The following is a 21,382-nucleotide window of genomic DNA, read 5'->3' on the forward strand; positions in this document are numbered from 1 at the left end:
TTTAAAGACTACACCTCCTCTAGCACCCTCTCCACTCTTCCCTCAAGCATATTTTCCCTCTCAGGATAGCAGTCAAACTTAGCGATTACATAATATCGCCTGCAATCCATACAAGAGTTGGCGATCTCAATCGCCTTCAAAGCCTCCTGCATATCTGCTGCTTCCACTACACTTCCCATGGCGTTGAGATGAGCTTTGATTCCATTTCTCTCCCATGCCCTCAAAACTTTTGCTACCTCCTCTCTCTTGCTGATCTCTCCATGAATACTAAAGATACTCAACTCTAGTAAAACTGCCATATTTCCTCTCCTTGATTTACTTCAATGATTCAAAAGCCATTTTTTCTGCCCTCTGAAGCAACTCTTTTGCCCCACGAGCAATCATCCTCTGAGCCAAGCTTTGTGCGATTTGCAAATGATTTTCAATCTCTCCTTCCATCATCTCACTTAGCACCTCACTTCCATCAGGTAACCCAATCTTTGCCACAAGGACAAGCTTATGATCTGCATTGAGGTTTGCATGCACGCCGATTGGCACCTGACATCCACCCTCTAAGCATTTGATAAACTCTCTCTCACACTCACAAAAAATCTGCGTTTTTTCATCATTGAGCTTGCACAAAATCTCCCAAAACTCACTATCGCTCCTGCATTCAATCCCCAACGCCCCCTGCCCCATTGCTGGGATCATCTCTTGGATCTCTAAAGGCTTGGCATATCTAAGCTCTCCTTCAATCTCTAGCCTCTTGATTCCTGCAAGTGCCAAAATGATCGCATCAAACTCCCCATCTCTTAGTCTCTGAAGACGCGTTTGGACATTGCCTCTTAGGCTTTGAGTATCTAGATCTGGGCGGATGATCTTAAGCTGCATCGTGCGCCTAAGAGAAGTTGTGCCCACCCTTGCACCCAAAGGCAGTGCCTCAAGACTTGGATACTTCTCACTCACAAAGCAATCTCTCACATCTTCTCGTTTAGTAATAGCGACCAAAGACAGTCCATCTGGGAACTCCACAGGCACATCTTTGAGGCTATGCACAGCGATATCGATCTCACCACTCAAAAGCAACTCTTCAAGCTCCTTAGTAAAAAGCCCCTTTCCTCCAATCTTTGCCAAAGGCACATCTAAGATCTTATCACCCCGTGTTTTGACGATTTTGATCTCAGATTCTAAGCCATGCTCTTCTTTTAGTCTTTGAGCGATATGGTTGGCTTGCCAAAGAGCTAGGAGACTTCCCCTACTGCCGATGATGATTTTTCTCACTTTTGTATCCTTTCTTTTTCTTCGATCACTTCTACATCGATGATTTCATCTTGGCGTGATTGATGTGTAAATGAAGTTTTGATCGTCGCCTTTCCCAAAAAACTTGCCAAAATAGAATCTAAAATCCCAAAATACAGCAAGATCCCAAGACAATCACTAAGCAACCCAGGGATGATGAGCAAAATCCCACCAAAGACTTTGGCAAGATTGGAAGCCAAAACTTCTTTGGGATCCCTTGCACCCCTCAAAAGCTCGATGATGCTCTCATTGCTCCCAGAAAGTGTAGAAAAAATCAAAAACACACCCAAGAGACCACTGAAGATAATCTCTAACACCAAGGTAAAAAACCCAAAACTCTCACTAAATGCGACAAAACCCCCAAGCTCTACAAAAAACAAAATCACAAAAAAGATCAAAAATCGCATTTTATTCTCCCAAAAATGCCTCAAAAGAAAGGCTTTGTTTGGACAAAGTTTTGCGATCAATGAGTTCGATCTTCCCACTCTCGAGCTCTTTGCCGACCAAGATCGCTTGCGGGATTCCCAGTAGCTCAAAATCACTCATTTTTACTCCAAAGCGCTCATCTCTCTCATCAAACAAAACTCTCTTTCCTTGAGCGATCAAATGCTCATAGATCTTTTCTCCTTCCTCTCTTTGGGCTTGATTTTTGATATTTGAGACAATCACCATACATTCAAACGGGGCTAAAACTTCATTCCAGATGATTCCTCTCTCATCGTGATTTTGTTCGATAAAGGCTGAGAGGATTCGTGAGACTCCGATTCCATAGCATCCCATGATAAAGGGTTGAGCTTTGCCATTTTGATCTAGAAATGTCGCTCCCATAGGATCAGAATATTTTGTGCCAAGCTTAAAAATATGCCCCACTTCAATCCCCTTTTGATAACGCATCTTTGCAGAGCAGTTTGGACACTCATCTCCCTCTCTAATCAATACTAGATCATCTTGATCCCCTCCTTGAAAATCACAAATTTGATGATAGTCTTGCTCATTGGCTCCACTTAGATAGGTTTTCCCCACTTCAATCGCCTCATCAAAAATCACAAAATCCGCCTCTGCTCCAAGTCCCACAAAGCCAAGCTTAAAATCCTGCATACTCTGCATATCCAGATCAAATAGCTCCAAAACTTCACCATCTCTTTTGCTTAAAGCATTTAATGCCTTTGTTTCCTCTAGTTCATCATCTCCTAGCACAAAAAATAAAGCCGTTTTATTCCCACTAAGTGTCTTTACACCTTTGATGATGCATTTTAGAATCACTTCAGAGGGGAGATTGAGATGATTGCTGAGTTCATTGATGGTTTTAAGATTGGGAGTGTGGATTTTTTGAGGTTGCATAGAGAGAGGCGTGGTTTGTCTTGGATGTCGTCTAGCAGCCTCGATATTACTCGCATATCCACAAGAAGGACAGGTGATCAGTGTGTCCTCTCCACATTCTGCCAAAAGCATAAATTCCTTGCTCCCACTTCCACCAATAGCTCCACTATCTGCCTCCACTACAGCATACTTGATCCCTAGCTCATCAAAAATCGCCCTATAAGTCTGCTCCATCAAATCAAACTCTCTATCAAGATCTTGTGTGCTAGAGTGGAAACTATAAGCATCTTTCATCACAAACTCACGCCCTCGTATCAGTCCAAATCTTGGACGCACTTCATCTCTAAATTTCAAATGAATCTGATAGAGATTGATAGGGAGCTGTTTATAGCTTTTGACCACTCCCTTGATGCACTCCACGATCCCCTCCTCATAAGTGGGGCCAAGCACAAAGTCTTGATCTTTTCTGTCTTTAAACCTCAAAAGTTCTTTGCCATATTTTTCATAGCGCCCAGACTTTTGCCAAAATGATGCAGGAGTCACAAACCCCAAAGTCAGCTCCTGAGCCCCTGACTTATTCATATGTTTTTGAATCACGGATTTGATGTTTTCAAGCACTCTATCTCCAAGTGGCAAAAGATTATAGATCCCTGAGCCCACTTGCTGGATATATCCTCCTCTTAGAAGATATTGATGGCTTTTGAGTTCTGCATCTTTTGGGGTTTCTTTGGTCGTATAGATAAAGCTTTTGCTCATCCTCATATTTGTATCCTTTAATCGTTTTTGTTGTGTCTTTCGCATTTGTATGGGTTTTGGAAAAATTCCTCTCCTTCAAGATCAAAGAGTTTTTTGACATTTTCGATGATGAAATCACTCTCAGGGCTTTCTTTGATCGTTTTGATATAGCTTGTTGGGTGATGGAGAAATTTATTGAATGCATTGTGCAAGATTCTCACAACTCTATCTTCTTCATCTTTGGTGATAAATCCCTTTTTGAGTGAGCGCTCTATCTCATCAAGACAGCATTGTTTGGCTTTGTCTCTAAAAGCCTTGATCAAAGGTTCGACATCAAGACTCTTGAGCCATTGCTCAAAAAGCACAACTTGCTCGCTAATGATGTGATGAGCTTTTTGGAGTTCTTCCTCGCGCTTGCTTTTATTCTCAAGTGCAACTTCCTGAAGATCATCAATCACAAAGAGCGAAATATCTTCGCGTTCAATATGATCGATATCTCTTGGAAGTGCCAAATCAAACCAAATACGCCCAAACTCACAAGGATGAATCATATCATGTGTGATGATGGTATGTGGGGCTCCCGTGGCACAGAAGAGATAGCGCACACTATTGATGACCTCTGGAAGCTGTCCAAAGGAGGCGATACTGAGATGCTCATTTTGAAGTTCATCTTGGATAGCTTGAGCATTTTGGAGGGTGCGACTTAGCAAAAGCACATCAAAGCCATGACTTAAAAGATATTTGACACACAAGATTCCGATCTCTCCCGTCCCTACGACAGCGACTTTGTCCTTGATGGGAGAGAGGCTAAGAAAATGTACAATGGCAACTGAAGAGATGGAGACAGGGTTTTTGGAAATTTGAGTCTGAGATCGCACTAAGGCTGCACATTTAAACGCAAAATGCATCACCCTTGTGAGCTGCTTTTTGCAAAATCCAAGATCAAAAGCCAGTTTATATGCGCTTTTGAGCTGCCCTGTGATTTGAGTTTCTCCAATCACAAGACTATCTAGACTACTTGTCACACTGAAAATATGCTCAATAGCCTCTTTTTCAAAAAAGACTTGAGCTCCAGCACGCAATTGTGGAGCGGGAATCTCCCTATCTGATGCGATGAAGTCAATGATGGCATGAGCATTGTATGAGGGTGCAAACATCAATAATTCAAAGCGATTACATGTGCCAAGAAGAATGCATTCTTGGATATTGGGAAATGTGGCAAAAAGAGAGTGATAAAAATCTTGGATTTTATCCTGTGGCAAAGCGATCTTCTCTCTTGTGGAGATATCAAGATTTTTATGAGAAAAACTAATGACGCAATACATCTTAAAAGCTCCTTTGAATCATGGAGTTAATGATTTCTTTGAGTTTGGGATTATACGATGAAGTGAGCTTTGAGAGAGAATCTTTGGCAATCTCTTGAGCCAAGTGCTGACTTTGCTTGATGCATTGATATTGATCCATAGAATCCAAAATCCACTGCTTTTCATCCAAAGAAAGCTCTTTGCCACATAGATTTTGAAGTTTTTCTTTGGCTTCTAAGGAAGGGAGATTCTCATAAAGCAAGAGATAAGGAAGCGTTGTTTTGCCCTCTTTGAAATCCTGCATCGAAGGCTTGCCCAAAACCTCTTGAGATTGAGTAATGTCTAAAATATCATCAATGATTTGAAAAGCAATCCCCAAACACTTGCCATAGTGCAAATAACCCTCAGATTCAAGTCCTGCCAAAATCGCAGCACACTCTGCACTTGAGGCGATAAGAGAGGCTGTTTTCTCCTCAATCATAAGAAAATATTGCTCTTTTGATGCATTGAATCCTTGTGAGAGAAACACATCATAAATTTCTCCATTTGAGAGCTTACAAACTGCGCCAGAAAGACTTTGAGCGATCTCTTGAGGGAATGAAGTGAGATGAAAGAAAGCTTTTGCATAAAGTGCATCGCCTAGCATAATGGCATTTTTATTGCCAAATTGGACATTGAGAGATGGTTTTCCCCTTCGTATAGCACTCTCATCAATCACATCATCATGCAAGAGTGAGGCAAGCTGGATGAGTTCAATAATCGCACAAAGCTTGATAGTCATTTGGTTGTGTGGAGCGATGGAGAGCACCATAGAGCTACGCAACATTTTGCCATGCGTGATCTGATCAAACATTTGATTTAAAAAAGGATTGTGAAAATCTTGGATCATTTCCCGCATCGTTGTGATTACATCTTGCATCTTTATTTCCTTACTGAATATAGACATCGCCATATGTTGCGATTTTGAGTGTGGCACTTTTTTTGGATTGGTCATATCCTTTGAAAAAAATAGCGACATAGGGAGGGATAACTCCTCTTCTACTCTTGGCATTTAGATTGATTCTGATTGCATCTTTTTTGGATTTTTGATAGAGAATTGTATGCTGATGAAAAGAATCATATTTTGCCAAAAGCACCAATCCACCATCGACAAACAGCGTCCATTTAAGGCTAAGTTCTCGCAGATCATTAGAATCCACAAGAAGCCTTAGAGTATGGGACTGATCTTTGCCTAGAGAGATCTCTTGCTCGCTACTCCAACCTACTTCTCCATAGCAGATCAAAGCACTCAAGAGAAGGAGGCAGAGTTTATTCATTTTGGCTTAAAATATTGCCCATTGATTGGATCGCTAGATCTTGCTTTGTGCTTTTGAGATTTTCAAATGTCAGATCAACCCCCTCTTTGAGAAGCTCATATTGTGCCAACTCTTCAAGTATCCTGTCCAGTTCTTGACTCACCACAGAGGGATTTGCATTGAAAATAATCTCTTTCCATTTCGCGATAGGGTCGCCTTCAAAAATTTCATCAAACATTGATCATCCTTTAGAATTTGTATTTAAATCCAGCACTAATGCTGACATTATGCTCTTCTTTATCAAGCCCAGCCTTATAGCCTGCACTGAGATTCATCGAAAAATCTGGACTGATATATCCCTCGCCTCCAGCATAGATTGAGAAGAGCCCTTTAGCTTGTCCTTCCGGAGTATATGCGATCTTGTTTTGTACTCCAGCAAAATGCACACCTGCTTGTTCTTCTTTTACAAGATTGTATTCAAAACTTGGAAGGATATACAAGAATGAATAGGCTGAGACATATTGCCTAATCTCTGCTCCAAGATTGAAAAGCATTCCTCCTTTAAACTGTTGATCCAAAAGGATGGGCGCACTTGAGGTGCCAGCAAGATTGGGGATATTGATCCCATAAACTGTATAGCTTCCTTGAGGCTTGACAAATAAGCCCTTGACCTTTGGAATCTTGATGATATAGCCATATTTGAGATTAAAGTCAAATGCATTGCTTTTGAATTGAAATTTTTGATGCAAACGAGCATCATCTCCCTCAACTCTTGCATCATTAAATGCCTGCATATAGCTAAATGTGATATCCACCTCTGAATTTTCATAATAAAGACGCGTATAGATTGTCGCATCGATGTTGTGTGCATTGTTTTTGAGAATCGAGCTTTTGAAATCAGAGTAGCCATAGGCAGCATAAACTCCTAGCAAAACATTGGAAATAGGCATATACTCATAGCCTGCACTCATTCCATAGAGTGCTGAAGTATTATGAGCTTCTTTGGTCGTAGAAGAAATCGCAGATGCCCAAATATTGTGCCTATAAGAAAGTCCATCTACTTCTTGAGGATTGTAGGAGGGTGCTAGAGGATTGCTTACATCAGAGGCTTGAGCTTGCTCAGCTTGAGCATAGCGATTTTTGGCTAGTTTCTGAATATAGTGAGCAAGCTCGATCTCAGCGACATAGGGATTTGAAAAGCGCATCATACGATTTTGCACAGCAATTTCACGCACGATTTGCATCTTTTGAAAATCCTCAATGAGAGGTTTTTGAAGATTGGCTACAGCTTGCATAGATTGATCAATAGAGTTTGCTGTTTTGATCAACGCTGGAACATTGTATGATCCGATGTCTTTGAGCACTTCAAGCTCAAAAATATTTTTTGATTCCAATGCATTATTGAGCACCTGCAAAGCAGTGGGATTGCTCGCAGAGATCGCTGAAATCATCTCTTGAGTTTTATTAATCGAAATTTGTCCATCAGATTTGGCAAGGACATCAAAGTATTGATCAATCATCCCTGTGGGACTTCCATCAGTGGTGATCTGAGAAATCGCATCACTGCGAACCACAGCAAAAGCGACTTTATTTGTATCGACTAGAGCAAGTCCCTTGAGGAAGATTCCAAGTTTATTTTCATTGCCCTCATAAGCATCCACTCCATTGATGAAGTTTTCAATCTCTTTTTTGAGATATTCTTGCTGTTTGGCATAAGTGAGTGTGTCTTCTTTCTCTTCATTTCCTGTTGTGCTTCTAGGCTTGGGACCAGGGGTATCATCAGGATCGATCACTGCACTTCCTACACGGTATTTGATCTGACCTCGACTTTGAAAAAGAACATAATATCGATCTAGCGAAAGTGAGTAGAAATTGGTATGAGTGATTGCGATGAGGGGATTGACTGTCTTATCTCCTCCTTGATGATTAGTCATATCAAAGATCAAATCTCCACTGACCAATATTGATCCGATTCCAAATTGATCAGCACTAAAAATCGTCGTGCCATTATTATTGAAATCCCCACCTACATAAAATGTCGCATTGGAAGAGAGGCGGAGATTGGCATTATTATCAAAGCTGAAGCGATCTTTACTTTGAGAAGAGTCACCAAGATAGGTGATAGAGTTGTCCCCACGCACTTTCATGATAGGTAAGTCTGACTTGAATTGTGTGACCTTACCTTGATACTCTCCATTGGCAAAAGCACCTTGATTGTTAGCAACATGGATCTTGACATTGCCTCCAAGCTCAAGATTGCGCTTATTGACAAACGCCCCTCCCCCCCACACTGTCTGACCATTTTTCTCTTGCACTGAGAGTTTGCTGAGATCAAGAGTGGTATCAACAAGTCTGAGATTATAAGAATCAACACCAGCATGGATGCTTTGGATTCTCAAAGTCCCCCCTGTGACACTTACTCGATCTCTTCCAGATGCCAGAGTTTCACTTCCAAAAGTGATCAGACTTGAAGGGCTTTGACTTGTGGATCTGAGGATGAATTCACCCTCATAGGTCACTGTCTTTTTTTGATCTTCCTTGCCCTCTTCTACTGTTTTGGATTTGATAGCGATATCTTGAGAGGAGAGCTTGAGATTTCCACCTGAGACGATAGAGTTGCCTGATCCTCGGACATCGATCACTCCCTTTTTGCCTGATGAGTTTTTGATCTCTAGATCTCTAGTAGTTTGATCATTTCTAGAAGTGAGGGTTGTCAGATTGCCAAAGCCATCAAAGATCAGTGTGCCCTGATTATCTAGCGTATTTTGCTGTCCAAGAAGGAAAAGTCCAGCAGGATCGAGTTCTTTTTGTGGTTTATCTTCTTTTTGCTTTGGATCAGACTTGGGGGGTTGAGGATGGATTGGGGTATCATCTGAGGTGCTGCGCTTAGAATCAGAGATCAAAATACTGCCTGTGTTTTTGAGCTCTGTTTTGATTTGTCCCCTGCCTTTGTAAGCCTCTCCTAGGACAAAAGCCCCGCCTTTTGCCTCGATCTTACCTTCATTTGTGATAGAGATATCTCTCGTCCCAGTTGAGAGCCACAGAAGAGAATTTTTGGCAAGAGAAAACCCAGAATCTTTATGCAAATCAAACCCATCATAGGCTTGAATCTTGGCATTTGCATTTTTTCCTAGATCAAATTTCCCTTGAAATAAAATCTTCCCAGCCCCTTCAGCAATCTCTTCTTTTGTCTTTTCTCCAGTTTTATTTGCTTCTTGCTGAATAGTTGAGCGCAAAAGTGCTTGGACATCAAGATTGAGAAGTTTATTGCCCTGCTCTTGATCTTGGATGGTGACATAAGAGAGGGTGATCGCATAGGGATTTTTGTCATCAAAGATTTTTTTAGTATCTGTTGGTTTGTTATTGATCGTTTTGATCCTGACTTCAGAGTTTTTTCCGATGCTGATGCGTCCCCCGCTTGTTTGGAGAAACTGAGCCTTGGTGGTCTCTTCCCAGTCTTGGGGTTTAGTACCAGATGAAGTTTGTTTGGCTTTGATATCTGCTGTGATCTCAGCAATAGCTCCGATATCACTTGGAAGCTGAGTGATTTCTGTGATCTTAGTTCCATTTTCAAGCTTCTTTTCTCTAGTTTCGATTGATTTGGCATTCAATCCCACATCAATCCCTCCATTTAGCTCAATTTTGGGAGCATAGAGAGTGAGATTGGTTTGCTTCATCCTATCAGCATCCAAAACACTTTCATTTCCTAAACTATCTCTTGTGATCTTTCTCATCTCTTGAGCGCTGATGCTTAGAGTCGATGAGATCTTGAGTGCATTTCCTGCCTCTAATCCAATCTTTGCCTGATTGGCAACAGAGACATAACCCTCTACAGAAATATTTCCTTTGACTTTAGCATCAAATGAAGCTTGTGCTCGCTCCTTGGTGCGATCAAGTCCATTATCAGTGATGAGATTAAGAGTGGATTTGATCGCAAGCGTTGAGTAGTCTTTGTCAGAGTTAACTGAGAGTGAAGAGCCAAGATAACCATAAGAGGACTGGCTCTTTGAGATCCCTCCAGCACTGACATTGATCGTGCCCTGCAAAGTCGTCTGTGTGAATCCCTCAATACCTAGATGTGCTCCACTAAAGAGATTGACATCTCCTCCACTCGCCCCACTGCCACCAAGAACAAAGCCTTTGAATCCTGTGGCACCATTTTTGATAATCAAGCGTGATGAGGTAAGCTGATTTTTCTCAGCATCATCCTTAGTCGGATCTTGGGGTTTCTCAGAGCCAAAAGGTGCGTTGGTGAAAGAAAAGGTTTTGAGTGTGAGGATCCCATAGTTGTCTTTATCAGATGTAAAAGTTGCTGTCACTATAGGGGCGATCACTGATGGAGAAACATAATATTGATGTGCGAATGGTTTAATGACCAAACTCCCATCACTTTGATTCCAAGTAAAGTTATTGCCTTCCGTAAAGTTTGGCGAAAAGCTTGGCTTCTTATAGCTACCTCCAGCCCCATTTGTAAAATTGACTTGGTATTCCTTATCAGCCTCATTAGCACCAAGAATAAGCGTAGAAACAACGCAGGAAATCAAAAGCTTTTTACACAACATAGTCTCTTCCTTATTGGATGATGGGCATATCCGAGATGCTTGGATCAACGCTCATATCGATATATTCTTGGCTATTTTCATAGCGCGTCTTATAGTCCCTCTCTTCTTCAAAGGAAGGCTCTTCAAATCTGATGAATTTTTTGTTGAATTGAATTTTAACAGGTTTTACTTCACCATTTCTATTTTTGGCCACGATAATCTCAGCAGGCTCGATATCTCGCTCGACAAATTGAGATTTGTAAGCTTTGTCTTCTTTTTTGGCACGCTCTTCCTTGGCTTTCTCCTCTCTTTTGCGATAAACATCATCACGATACAAAAATAGAATGATATCCGCATCCTGCTCAATCGCTCCAGATTCCCTCAGATCTGAGAGTTGCGGGCGCTTATCATCACGACTTTCAAGCATACGATTGAGCTGACTTAGGGCGATGATGGGGATCTCTAGCTCACGCGCTAGGATTTTTAGCCCTCTTGAGATCTCACTGATTTCTTCTTGACGCTTGGATTCTCCTCCCTTTTTGCTTCCACTCATAAGCTGCAAATAATCCACCACACATGCTCCGATATGAGGATGCTTGTTTTTTAGTCTGCGCATTTTGCTTCTAAGTTGTGTGATGCTGACAAAGGAGTTATCATCGATAAAAAGCGGAAGAGAGGCGGTATGATCAGAGATCTGACTAAGATTGCTCCACTCCTCTGAAGTGAGATCTCCAATCCTTAGGCGCTGAAGGGGGATAGATGTGCTTGAAGAGAGCATTCTAAGCATCAAATGTTCAGCCTGCATCTCAAGACTAAAAAATGCCACACCCTTCCCAGAAGCCAAGAACTTTTGAACCATATTGAGCACAAAAGTCGTCTTCCCCATCGATGGTCTAGCACCGATGATGATTAGCTCGCCAGGATTAAATCCTGTGGTGATGCGATTGAGCTCAGCAAATCCAGTGTTTAGTCCCACAAGGAGATTATTACCCCTAGCTTTGAGCTCTTGAATTAGACTTAGAGTGCTTTGGATGATCTCATTTGATTGTCTAAAGTCTTTGAGCTCTCCATGGGAAGAAAGCTCAAAAAGCTGTTTTTCTGTCTCATCTAGAATGTCTTGGGCTTCTTTGTTTTGATCCTTTGTAGATGAAGCGATCTGATTGGCGATGAGATAAAGAGATCTTTTGAGTGAAGCACTTTTGATCTCTTGGAGATAAAAGTCTAGATTGATGAGTGGAGGCGTTGCTAGGAGAGAGAGAAACTCTTCTTCATTATAGAGCTTGTGCTTAGCAATAAGTGGCAAGAGAAGATCTGGATCGATAGGCTTTTGAGCTTCACGCTGCTGACATATGACCTTAAAGATCAGTTCAAAAAATGCATCATGAAAATCCTTGGGTTGTAGAAGAGAGAAAACATCTTCAAATGTATCAGGGTTGAAAAAAATCGTTGCCAATACTGAGCGCTCAATATTGTGAAGCCCTAAATTTTCCATCCCGATCCTTTGAAGTTGAAATCAATGTGCCAGCAAAAAACAGGAATTCTAGACAAAAAGTGTAACGCTTGAGTAAGTTGGCTTGTTTTTTCTATAATCACCAAAATTAAAACCATGGGAGATGAAATGAGCCAATCACTAATATTAAAAAATCCTCTTGATATGCATCTGCATTTGAGAGAGGGGGAAGTGCTAGAGAGTGTTTTTCCTTATACTTATCAAGGATTTGTAGGGGGTGTGGTGATGCCCAACCTCTCTACACCCATTAGCAATGCACATTTGGCCTTGGAGTATTACAATACTCTCAAAGCACTTTGTGCAGATTTTACCCCACTGATCACCATCTATCTCACTCCAAAACTCAGCATTCAAGAACTGCATCAGATCAAATCCTTGGGATTTAAGATCCTCAAGCTCTACCCCAAAGGAGCGACGACCAATAGCCAAGATGGGATGAGTGAGATCCTCGCACCTCAAACTTTGGAGGTATTGAGTGAGGCTGAAAAATTAGAGATGATTCTCTCCATCCATGCAGAAAGTGGTGGGTATAGCCTTGATCGTGAATTTGAGTTTTTGCCCATTATTGCTCAGATCGCTCAGACTTTTCCCAAGCTTAAAATCATCATCGAGCATCTTAGTGATCATCGCAGTATTGAGCTTTTGAATCGATATGACAATGTATTTGCCACCCTCACCCTGCATCACATCACTCTCTGCCTTGATGATTTGCTTGGAGGAGGACTCAATCCCCACTTATTCTGTAAGCCCATCTTAAAATCTCCAAAAGATCGTGATGCTCTCCTTGAGCTTGCTTTGAGCGCACATCCCAAAGTCAGCTTTGGTTCTGATAGCGCTCCTCACTTAGCAAGCAAAAAACTCTCAAATCCCGCAAGCGCTGGAATCTTCTCAGCCCCCCTACTCCTAGAGCAGCTTTGTGAGCTTTTTGAGAAGCATCAAGCCTTGGAGAATCTGCAGGCATTTGTAAGTGATAATGCGGTGAGAAATTATGGATTGACATTTGAAAAAGTAAGAGAGGTAAAAATACAAAAGATTTCTCAAAAACTCCCCCAAGCCATTTCCCTCTCCAATGATCAGATCATCCCACTCAATGCGGGCAAAGAAATCTCTTGGAGCATGATCTGATCACTCCATCTCTAGACTCAGCAAAACAAACTCCTCTCCATCCAAGACCTCTGTGTTTTGGCTATGGCAAGAGGGACATATAGGGGTTTGCACTTCTTGCGTGGTATGACAGTCACGACAGAGGATTTTAAGAGGTTGAATCACATAAGAGATCTTAGCATCCTCAAGCACACTGCCCTCTTTAAACCCCTCAAGAGCACGCTCAAAAAGTGAGAGCTCAATCCCACTAAAAACCCCCGCTTTGATCTTGGCAGAGAGCACCTTTGTGCATTCATTTTGTTTGACATAGTCCTCACACATCTGCATAAAAGATTGGACGATGGAATATTCATGCACTTAGCAAATCCTTGGCAAAAGCTCACCACTTGGCATATCCAAAAAGCGCTTCGTTCCATACGCACTCTGCAGCACGACTTTGGAGGGGTATTGTGCATTGACTTCACCGATGATTTGAGCCTCTTTGCCAAGAGGATGTGAGCGCAAAAGATCTAGGGCAGTGCTAGCTTGCGTGGATGGAAGAGCCATCACAAATGTCCCCTCATTGGCCAAAGCATAAGCCTCAAATCCCAAAAATTCACAAATCCCCTGAACACCATCAGAGATAGGAATCTGCTCTTGCTGGACTTGGATACATTGCCTAGAGGCCATCGCCCATTCATTCAAAACTGCCGCAAGCCCCCCACGAGTAGCATCACGCAAAGCATGGATCTCAAGATTGGTATCAAAGAGAGATTGCAAAAGTGGGAAAAGTGATGCGCAATCACTTGCTAGATCGCTCACTAGATCAATCCCCTCTCGTTGGGCAAAAATACTTGCACCATGCTTACCAATAGAGTTTGAGACGATGATTAGATCACCTTGAGTGATGCGCTGTGGAGATAATCCCTCATAGATGATCTCTCCAATCCCTGCTGTATTGATATAGATTCCATCAGCGCTTCCTTTGCCCACGACCTTAGTATCCCCTGTCACGATCAATACTCCATTTTTGGCACATTCTTCTCTCATCGAAGATGCAATTTGCTCTAGTTTTTCTACTTCAAATCCTTCTTCAATGATAAATGATGCACTCAAAAATCTAGGCCTAGCTCCCATCATCGCCAAATCATTACAAGTCCCACAAACACTAAGTTTTCCGATATCACCCCCTGCAAAAAATAGAGGCGAAATCGTATAAGAATCTGTGCTAAAGGCCATCTTGCCTAGAGGTGGAAGAAGTGCTGAATCATTGTTTTGAGCCAAGATTTCATTTTGAAAAGCCTTAAAAAATACATTTTGGATGAGCGCATTGTTTTCACTCGCTCCATTCCCACAAGCCAAGGTTATATGTTTCACTTCACATCCTTCGAAATTAGATTGCCATATCTAAAATATGCATTACAGACCCCCTCACTGCTCACCATACAGCTTCCAATGGGAGAGCTTGGAGTGCAAGCCTTGCCAAAGAGTTTGCAAGCACTAGGCTTAGCAATCCCGCCGATGATTTGTGGGCATATACAACCCTTTGGCTCACTAATGGTTTCTATAGGCAAATTGAAGTGATGCTCAGCATCATATTGGGCAAACTCATCTTTGAGACGAAGTGCAGAATGTGGAATCTCCCCAATCCCTCTCCATGTGAAGCTTTCACGCACCGTGAAGTAATGTTTGATTTTTTCTTGAGCAAGTGTATTGCCCTCAAAAGTCACAGCACGCTTATATTGATTTTCAAGTTTTGCTTCTTGGCGTTTGACTTGATTGAGGATCATCCACAAAGCCTCCAAAATATCAACAGGCTCAAATCCAGAGACCACTGTAGGGATATGGTATTGAGAAGTAAAGGGCTCATAGATCTTACTTCCTGTGATCACTGAGACATGCGAGGGAGCAATGAATGCATCGATTTGGACTTCTTTGTTTTGAAGAATGGCTTCCATAGGTGGTGGGACAAGGACATGATTGATATGAAAAAGAATATTTTTGATCTGCTCTCTTTGGATACGCTCTAGAAGTGCTGCACTCATAGGCGTTGTCGTCTCAAACCCAATCGCAAAATAAATCACTGTTTTATTTGGATGATCTTTTGCAATCTTTAAAAGATCAAGGGGTGAGTAGATAAATCTCACATCAGCTCCCCTAGATCGCGCATCAGAGAGAGATCCCATAGAGCTTGGGATCCTAATCATATCCCCCAAAGTTGCAATGATTGTATTTTCTTGCTGGGCTAGGATGATGGCATGATTGATTCTGGATTTGGGCATGATGCAGACTGGACATCCTGGTCCATGGATAAACTCAAACACATCATCTAAGAGCTGATTGATCCCATATTTCATAATGCTATGTGTATGCCCCCCACACACTTCCATCACACGAATCTTTTTATCAAGAGTTTTAGAATCTTGCTTGATTTTTTGACTCCAAGCCAAGATACTTTTGTGATCCCTGAAGCCTTGATAGAGGTCTTTGAGCTTAAGCATGGTTATCTTCTTCTTGGATGGCTTTGACCATTTGATGGTAGAGCTCAAGCGATTCTTGAGCGTGTTCTTTGGAGATCTTATTCATCACATAACCGATATGAATAAGCACATAATCTCCAATCTCCACTTCCTCTTTGAGGATATCAAGGCTTGCCTCTCTTTGAGTGCCCATTGTATCTACGATACATGTATTGTCTTGGTGGTTGATTGAGATGATTTGTGATGGGATAGATAAACACATTATTTTTTCCTCCTTGTATTGATCCAAGTGATAAGCTCTTGGATCCCTTCTTGACTTTTACTTGAGATTGTGATCATCTCGACATTTGGATTGAGTTTTTTGGCTCTCTCTAGCACAAGCTTGGGATCAAAATCAAAATGAGCGATCAGATCACTTTTGCTCACCAAAATCAAATCAGCATTTCTAAACATCACGGGATATTTTTCGACCTTATCATCTCCCTCTGTCACAGAGAGCAGGACGATATTGTAGTGTGTGCCCACATCATAGCTTGCTGGACAGACTAGATTCCCAATGTTTTCTATCACACACACATCAATTCCCTCAAATGAGAGTTTTGTCAATGCTTCTGAGATCATAAATGCATCCAAATGGCACGCGCTCCCTGTTTGAATCTGCACTGCCTCAATACCCTTTTGGCGCAATTTGTTAGCATCATTTTCAGTCTCCAAATCCCCCTCAATGACATTAAAAGAAAAGGGTTTTTGGATAGCAAGCTGCTCTAAAATGGTCGTTTTGCCACTCCCAGGGGAGCTCATAAAGTTAAGCCCCAAGATTTGATGCGCATCAAAAAACTCTCGCACCCTCATAGCTTCCTGATCGTTTTTGCTCAGAATCTTTTCAACTACTTGAATGTTTTTTTTGAGGTGAGGATTATCTTGCATAATGACTCCTTTGTAATAGATAGTAGAGCTGCCCAATGGCAATCCCATTATCATTGGGCGGTATTTTATTGCCTATGAGGCATTTTTTGTTTTGCTTTCTTAAGCTCTCCAAAACCTTTGAGCTTAGAATTCTATTGCAAAACACACCCCCACAGAGCACAACATCTTGAGGATATGTGCTAGCAATTGAGGTGATGATGGAGATGAGTGTATTGAGGAATTTGGAGGCGATGAGAGAGGGAGGGCGAGAGAGAGCATCATCAAAAATAGCCTCAATATCCAAAATAATCTCACCCTGTGAGATCTCAAAAGCATAAGATTCCAAGATCTTTTCATCATAAAGACTTTGGATAAGCTCTCCACTCTCTCCCTCATAGCTTTGAAACTCAAGCCCACATACCCAAGCAATCGCATCAAAGATTCGCCCAACGCTTGAAGTATCTGGAGAATTGAGCCTCTTGCTTCTCATTAGCTCAAGGGTTTTGACTTCTTGAGGGCTTTTGCCTCTTTGGATAAAGAAAGAGAGTTTTTGTTCATAAGGGATTTTGTCTCCCAAGAGGGCAAAAAAGTTTCTTCCAATGTCTTTGATCGCAATCTCTCCACCCAATAAAGGAAAATAAGCAAAATGCAAGATTCTCTCAAATGAATGAGGGTTGGCTAGCATTACTTCTCCTCCCCAAATCGCTCCATCTATCCCATATCCTGTGCCATCAAAACAAAAGCTCAACACCTCATGAGCGATCTGATGCTCAAAACAAACACTAAGAGTGTGCGCATAATGATGCTGGATCTGAATCGGATGAGGAGAAAACTCAAAGGCAAGCTTGGTGCTTTCATAGTGGGGATGAAGATCACAGATCACTTCATCAAACTGAAGATGATAAAGCTCTTGCATCTTCTTAATGCTCTCTTTATATCTCTCAATGATAGAGAGATGATTGAGATCACCGACATAAGGTGCGAAAACAACCAAATTCTCAAAAGCAAAAGCAAAGCTAGCTTTTTGATTGGCTCCCATAGCTAGTAGAGGCTTAGAGATCTTTGATTTGAGAGAAAAACTTAGTGGAGCATATCCTCTCCCATGTCTTAGCACTACTACATCTTGAGTGCTTAAAACTTGGACAATACTATCTTCTATAGGGGAGATAATCTCTCTTTGATGGCAAAGGAGAGATGAAGTAAGCTTGCGTGCTTCTTGTGGGTGACAAATGATAGGTTCTTGCTTAAAATTGGCAGAAGTTGCGACAAGTGGGACATCCAAAAACTCAAAGAGAAGCTTATGGATGGGGGTATAGGCAAGCATGATTCCATAGCGATCTCTTGCAATCCCCCAAATCTCATCTTTGGCTTGAAGAAGGACGATTGGAGCTTCTTTGGATTGGAGGATCTCTGCCTCTTTTTGTGAGATTTGTGCATATTGCTTGGCATGATGGATATCTTTGCACATCAGCGCTAGGGGTTTGTGTGGGCGATCTTTAAATTTACGGATAGCTTGGATACTTTGAGGATTGGTCGCATCACAGAGCAGATGAAATCCTCCTATCCCTTGGATACAAACAATCTCCCCACGCTTAATCTCTTGTGCGATTTCTTCAAAGAGTAAGACATAATCCCCTCGCTCTTGACTCTTCCAGAAAAGTTTAGGACTACAGTGTGGGCAAGAGATGGGTTGAGCATGGAAGAAGCGATGAGTGGGGTCTTGGTATTGATCAAGACATTCTGGACACATCAAAAACGCTTGCATACTTGTGCGCTCTCGATCATAGGGAAATGCCTTGATGACACTAAATCTTGGACCACAATTTGTGCAATTGATCAATGGATAAAAATAGCGCCTTTGATTCTTTGAGAGAATCTCTTGAGTGCAATCCTGACAGATAGAAAGATCAGGAATGGGTGGGATGGAGATATGATCGGAGGGGAGACTAGGCAAAATCTCAAAAGATGAGAGAGGGTGGGATGAATGGATGGAAGTTTGAATGTCATAGATAAGGGCTAGTGGAGGAAGATTTTGTTTCAAAGAAGAGATGAAAAGATCCTTTTTGTCTCCTTGAAGGATGATTTGAACACCATGTCCGATGTTTTGAATTGAGCCTGTGAGGTTGAGAGAGTGAGCAAGATTGCTCACTAATGGGCGAAAACCAATGCCCTGAATCTGCCCTTGGATTAAGATATGAAGTGTTTGAATCATGGATAGAGAAGAGGAAAAGAGATATTGCGATATATGGGAGCTTGATGGTTATTTTTGTAGAAGAAATCCCCAAGCATTTTAGAAGAGAATAAATCCCCACTTAAACTGATCCCATCAACTTCTATCAATTTCTTGATACTAAGATAGAGATTAGAAGGCAAGGAAGAAAAACTCTCAATATAACCTAGGGCGATCACCCCATCTTCTACACCAGCAAGCTTGAAACTCATCCCGCTTCGGATGCATTTGATCAGTCCAAATTTGTGAGTGATCAGAGAATCTTGAGTAAGGATATAATCAATCGCTACGCCTCGTTGAGTAAGATGATGGCTAGCAAGATAGAGAGGATTTTGGGGGAGACCTAGAGTGATTCTAACAATCTCCCAAACCCCCATAATCCCTCGAGGCAATCCATCAAAGCAAACATCTTGCTTGCAGAGATCAGGGAAAGTCTTTTGAAAATTAGCGATAAGCTTTGGTCCGCTTTCACCATCTTGTGCGATCAGCTCAAAGAGCTCAAATAAAGATGAAGGAAGTTCAAAATCCATCACCTCATTAAACCATTGTGTTTGAGAATTATAAAGACAGATTTTGTCCCCTCCCTCAAGTGAAAAATAAAAATTAAGAATATTTTTCTCTCTCAGATTATTTTCTTCCAGAATCGTTGCCAAAAATGCTTTATCAGGTTTTGAGTATTGCTCAAAGAGCATTTTGAGCTTTGAATGAGGAAGAGGATTGTGCAAAATAAGTGGAGCATCATTTTCTAAAATCAAAGCCACAAGAGGAGTTTGGATAGGTGTTGCAAGCTCAAAATGTGCATCAAACTCACAATCTCCATAGAGAAAAGGGACATCTTGCAGTGATCTAAAAAGAGCCAAAAGTTGCAAATCATGCGCCAATGAGAGATAGAGATCATCTTGATTGAGTGTGGATGCAAAACTTGGAGAAGGCTTGACTTTGAGGATGGGTTTTTCATAGCTTGCTAGAGCTTGAAGTTCTTTAGGGGTGAGATTGGAGATCTCAAGAATGGATTCTGGATTGAGACAATAGGCTCGCTGACTTGGCTTGAGCGAGAGGATATGTTCCCCACTCTCTGTAGTGAGTTTGACACTCTTTCCCTCTAAAAGTAGTGCAGTAATTTCTGAAATATAAGGTGTGTCTTGGATGCTTTTGTGACAGATTGGACAGGTTTGACCTGCTTGGCATTGCAGACATATAGGGCAGTATCCAAATGTATCAAATGCTTCAAAAGTCTGATGAGCTGACAGAGAAGAATGATCAAGCACTTGAGAGTGAACTTCTTTGAAAAAAAGACTTTGAGGAATGAGTGTGGAGAGCTTATGGGTGAGATTTTCTAGATATGAGGCTTGAAGTGTTGAGCATTCAATCCAAAGATAGAGCACTCCTTGATCTATAAAAATCCTATGAGAAAGCCCCTCATCCTTGAGGCTTTGTTGAAGTAGAAATCCAAGCTTTTGAAGAAAATCTGAAGAGGTGTGGAATCTAAGCTCAAAAATCATCGCATCTCATTTCATGCCTCATAGATCTCTTGAAAGAAACTTGTGCAATATCTTGGATATGGATGTGATTGCGGACTGTGATCTGGCAGTGAGGATCAAGTGTCTGAAGATGTTTGCACAAGACTTGCTCCATAGTCTTTGTCGCTTGAATGATCTCTTGAGAGAGTGTGAAAGTAGGGTCACTGCCAATACGCCTAGGAATAACACCGATGATTTGAATTGATGGGATATCACCATGAGTTCGCATCATCTCCAAAGTTTGGAGTGTTTCGACTTCATGAGCACTTCCCTGCCAGCTGATCATAGGAGGCATATTGGCAAAATCAAAGAAAAATACATCACCAAACTCCCCCTCTTCATTCTCAATACAATCAATCAAAACCACCTCATCAAAATCCACAATCATTGGAATCAGCTGATGAGCCAGCGTGCCTCCATCGATGATTTTGATCTCATGCTGGCTTTTGAAGTCATATTTTTCATCGATATAGTGAGCAAAATGTGCCCCCACTCCCTCATCCCCAAAAAGGATATTTCCAATCCCCAAAACTAAGATTCTCAAGAGTGTGCCTTAGTGTAGCTTTTTTTGTAGAGATGCTTAAATGAAGCCATATAGATATGCACAGGCAAAAAAAGCAAAAAGACCCAAGTGAGAAGATGATGTGCCCATCTTACATTGGCAATCCCTCCAAATAATGTCTCAAGAGGCCTAAAGATAGGATAAAGCACGCCAAGCATCCCATCATGATAAATATGAATAGCCAAAATAAATCCCGTCAAGATGATCCCATATAGGGCGACATAGACCCCAAAATAAGTCACAAACTGAAGTGGATTATAAAGTCCATGATCTTTGAGCTTTCCATTGAGAGTGAGATAAAAATAGATTCGAGAAATCCATTGCTTAGGACTTAAAACATTGGTAAAAGACATTCTCTCAATCTTGGAATCTTTGGAGAAGAAAAATAAATAAGTTTTGATCAGAGTCATACTCAAAAGAACCATACCAAAGACAATATGCCAAAATCGAAGCTGAGCTTGCAAGAAATTGGTCGGTGTGCCAAGATCTGGGCTTGGCGTGATAAAAGGTGAGGCGATATAAAACCCACTTGCAATCAAAACAAGCATACAGATGAAGCGACACCAATGTGTCACCCAAAAAGATAAACTTGGCTCTTGATGGTGCATATTGTCCTCC

The 21,382-nt window shown here is 41.5% G+C and carries 20 protein-coding genes; 1 reads left to right on the top strand and 19 read right to left on the bottom strand.

The features are described 5' to 3' along the window. Positions 1 to 8 precede the first annotated feature (8 nt). Genes T391_RS0105955 through T391_RS0106000 form a run of 10 tightly spaced genes read right to left on the bottom strand, consistent with a single transcriptional unit; the run spans position 9 to position 11,965 of the window. On the bottom strand, positions 9 to 299 hold the full coding sequence (locus T391_RS0105955) for a thiamine-binding protein (protein WP_027327561.1): 291 nt from the start codon (positions 297 to 299) through the stop codon (positions 9 to 11). A 16-nt stretch (positions 300 to 315) separates the two neighbouring features. Then, positions 316 to 1,260 (bottom strand): hydroxymethylbilane synthase, encoded by a 945-nt coding sequence (hemC, locus tag T391_RS0105960; RefSeq protein ID WP_027327562.1) that lies wholly within the window; start codon positions 1,258 to 1,260, stop codon positions 316 to 318. Continuing rightward, positions 1,257 to 1,685 (bottom strand): FxsA family protein, encoded by a 429-nt coding sequence (locus tag T391_RS0105965; protein ID WP_027327563.1) that lies wholly within the window; start codon positions 1,683 to 1,685, stop codon positions 1,257 to 1,259. Before T391_RS0105965 ends, hemC begins: the two co-directional genes overlap by 4 nt. 1 nt (position 1,686) lies before the next feature. Continuing rightward, positions 1,687 to 3,360: a proline--tRNA ligase gene (locus T391_RS0105970; protein ID WP_027327564.1), complete on the bottom strand. Its 1,674-nt coding sequence runs from the start codon at positions 3,358 to 3,360 to the stop codon at positions 1,687 to 1,689. An 11-nt stretch (positions 3,361 to 3,371) separates the two neighbouring features. Beyond that, entirely contained in the window at positions 3,372 to 4,658 is a 1,287-nt protein-coding gene (gene hemA / locus T391_RS0105975) for a glutamyl-tRNA reductase (RefSeq protein ID WP_027327565.1), read from the bottom strand. A gap of 1 nt (position 4,659) precedes the next feature. Continuing rightward, positions 4,660 to 5,556, bottom strand: a complete 897-nt coding sequence (locus T391_RS0105980; protein ID WP_027327566.1) for a polyprenyl synthetase family protein — start codon at positions 5,554 to 5,556, stop codon at positions 4,660 to 4,662. Between the two features lie 10 nt (positions 5,557 to 5,566). Then, positions 5,567 to 5,953 (bottom strand): hypothetical protein, encoded by a 387-nt coding sequence (locus T391_RS0105985; protein ID WP_027327567.1) that lies wholly within the window; start codon positions 5,951 to 5,953, stop codon positions 5,567 to 5,569. Next, positions 5,946 to 6,170, bottom strand: coding sequence for a DUF2018 family protein (locus T391_RS0105990; RefSeq protein WP_027327568.1), 225 nt, complete (start codon positions 6,168 to 6,170; stop codon positions 5,946 to 5,948). The genes T391_RS0105985 and T391_RS0105990 overlap by 8 nt, the downstream gene beginning before the upstream one ends. Positions 6,171 to 6,180: 10 nt before the next feature. Beyond that, on the bottom strand, positions 6,181 to 10,494 hold the full coding sequence (locus T391_RS0105995) for an autotransporter outer membrane beta-barrel domain-containing protein (RefSeq protein WP_027327569.1): 4,314 nt from the start codon (positions 10,492 to 10,494) through the stop codon (positions 6,181 to 6,183). Between the two features lie 10 nt (positions 10,495 to 10,504). Next, positions 10,505 to 11,965: a replicative DNA helicase gene (locus T391_RS0106000; RefSeq protein WP_027327570.1), complete on the bottom strand. Its 1,461-nt coding sequence runs from the start codon at positions 11,963 to 11,965 to the stop codon at positions 10,505 to 10,507. 126 nt (positions 11,966 to 12,091) lie between these two features. Here T391_RS0106000 and pyrC point away from each other — a divergent pair, with 126 nt between their 5' ends. After that, positions 12,092 to 13,108, top strand: coding sequence for a dihydroorotase (pyrC, locus tag T391_RS0106005; RefSeq protein WP_027327571.1), 1,017 nt, complete (start codon positions 12,092 to 12,094; stop codon positions 13,106 to 13,108). Here the strand turns inward: pyrC and T391_RS0106010 are convergent, their stop codons facing one another. Genes T391_RS0106010 through cybH form a run of 9 tightly spaced genes read right to left on the bottom strand, consistent with a single transcriptional unit; the run spans position 13,109 to position 21,372 of the window. Continuing rightward, complete coding sequence (locus T391_RS0106010; protein ID WP_027327572.1) at positions 13,109 to 13,444, bottom strand: hydrogenase maturation nickel metallochaperone HypA/HybF; 336 nt, start codon at positions 13,442 to 13,444, stop codon at positions 13,109 to 13,111. Continuing rightward, a complete protein-coding gene (gene hypE / locus T391_RS0106015; RefSeq protein WP_027327573.1) occupies positions 13,445 to 14,443 on the bottom strand; it encodes a hydrogenase expression/formation protein HypE in 999 nt (332 codons plus the stop codon). Beyond that, a complete protein-coding gene (gene hypD / locus T391_RS0106020) occupies positions 14,440 to 15,567 on the bottom strand; it encodes a hydrogenase formation protein HypD (protein ID WP_034584009.1) in 1,128 nt (375 codons plus the stop codon). The genes hypE and hypD overlap by 4 nt, the downstream gene beginning before the upstream one ends. Then, entirely contained in the window at positions 15,560 to 15,808 is a 249-nt protein-coding gene (locus T391_RS0106025; RefSeq protein WP_027327575.1) for a HypC/HybG/HupF family hydrogenase formation chaperone, read from the bottom strand. The genes hypD and T391_RS0106025 overlap by 8 nt, the downstream gene beginning before the upstream one ends. Further along, positions 15,808 to 16,473, bottom strand: coding sequence for a hydrogenase nickel incorporation protein HypB (hypB, locus tag T391_RS08205; protein WP_233709536.1), 666 nt, complete (start codon positions 16,471 to 16,473; stop codon positions 15,808 to 15,810). The genes T391_RS0106025 and hypB overlap by 1 nt, the downstream gene beginning before the upstream one ends. After that, complete coding sequence (hypF, locus tag T391_RS0106035) at positions 16,463 to 18,664, bottom strand: carbamoyltransferase HypF (protein WP_027327576.1); 2,202 nt, start codon at positions 18,662 to 18,664, stop codon at positions 16,463 to 16,465. The genes hypB and hypF overlap by 11 nt, the downstream gene beginning before the upstream one ends. Further along, positions 18,661 to 20,184, bottom strand: a complete 1,524-nt coding sequence (locus T391_RS0106040) for a hypothetical protein (protein ID WP_027327577.1) — start codon at positions 20,182 to 20,184, stop codon at positions 18,661 to 18,663. The genes hypF and T391_RS0106040 overlap by 4 nt, the downstream gene beginning before the upstream one ends. Further along, the gene (locus T391_RS0106045; protein ID WP_027327578.1) at positions 20,174 to 20,746 is read right to left on the bottom strand and encodes a HyaD/HybD family hydrogenase maturation endopeptidase; all 573 of its coding nucleotides are present in this window, start codon (positions 20,744 to 20,746) and stop codon (positions 20,174 to 20,176) included. The genes T391_RS0106040 and T391_RS0106045 overlap by 11 nt, the downstream gene beginning before the upstream one ends. After that, positions 20,743 to 21,372: a Ni/Fe-hydrogenase, b-type cytochrome subunit gene (gene cybH, locus T391_RS0106050; protein WP_027327579.1), complete on the bottom strand. Its 630-nt coding sequence runs from the start codon at positions 21,370 to 21,372 to the stop codon at positions 20,743 to 20,745. The genes T391_RS0106045 and cybH overlap by 4 nt, the downstream gene beginning before the upstream one ends. Between the last annotated feature and the right edge of the window lie 10 nt (positions 21,373 to 21,382).

The organism is Helicobacter pametensis ATCC 51478 (assembly GCF_000518225.1).
GTDB classification, from domain to species: domain Bacteria; phylum Campylobacterota; class Campylobacteria; order Campylobacterales; family Helicobacteraceae; genus Helicobacter_G; species Helicobacter_G pametensis.

Coding starts and splice junctions, on each gene's coding strand:
- T391_RS0105955 (WP_027327561.1), bottom strand. CDS start 299: ATGGCAGTTTTACTAGAGTTGAGTATCTTTAGTATTCATGGAGAGATC.
- T391_RS0105965 (WP_027327563.1), bottom strand. CDS start 1,685: ATGCGATTTTTGATCTTTTTTGTGATTTTGTTTTTTGTAGAGCTTGGG.
- T391_RS0105970 (WP_027327564.1), bottom strand. CDS start 3,360: ATGAGGATGAGCAAAAGCTTTATCTATACGACCAAAGAAACCCCAAAA.
- hemA (WP_027327565.1), bottom strand. CDS start 4,658: ATGTATTGCGTCATTAGTTTTTCTCATAAAAATCTTGATATCTCCACA.
- T391_RS0105980 (WP_027327566.1), bottom strand. CDS start 5,556: ATGCAAGATGTAATCACAACGATGCGGGAAATGATCCAAGATTTTCAC.
- T391_RS0105985 (WP_027327567.1), bottom strand. CDS start 5,953: ATGAATAAACTCTGCCTCCTTCTCTTGAGTGCTTTGATCTGCTATGGA.
- T391_RS0105990 (WP_027327568.1), bottom strand. CDS start 6,170: ATGTTTGATGAAATTTTTGAAGGCGACCCTATCGCGAAATGGAAAGAG.
- T391_RS0105995 (WP_027327569.1), bottom strand. CDS start 10,494: ATGTTGTGTAAAAAGCTTTTGATTTCCTGCGTTGTTTCTACGCTTATT.
- T391_RS0106000 (WP_027327570.1), bottom strand. CDS start 11,965: ATGGAAAATTTAGGGCTTCACAATATTGAGCGCTCAGTATTGGCAACG.
- pyrC (WP_027327571.1), top strand. CDS start 12,092: ATGAGCCAATCACTAATATTAAAAAATCCTCTTGATATGCATCTGCAT.
- hypD (WP_034584009.1), bottom strand. CDS start 15,567: ATGCTTAAGCTCAAAGACCTCTATCAAGGCTTCAGGGATCACAAAAGT.
- T391_RS0106025 (WP_027327575.1), bottom strand. CDS start 15,808: ATGTGTTTATCTATCCCATCACAAATCATCTCAATCAACCACCAAGAC.
- hypB (WP_233709536.1), bottom strand. CDS start 16,473: ATGCAAGATAATCCTCACCTCAAAAAAAACATTCAAGTAGTTGAAAAG.
- hypF (WP_027327576.1), bottom strand. CDS start 18,664: ATGATTCAAACACTTCATATCTTAATCCAAGGGCAGATTCAGGGCATT.
- T391_RS0106040 (WP_027327577.1), bottom strand. CDS start 20,184: ATGATTTTTGAGCTTAGATTCCACACCTCTTCAGATTTTCTTCAAAAG.
- cybH (WP_027327579.1), bottom strand. CDS start 21,372: ATGCACCATCAAGAGCCAAGTTTATCTTTTTGGGTGACACATTGGTGT.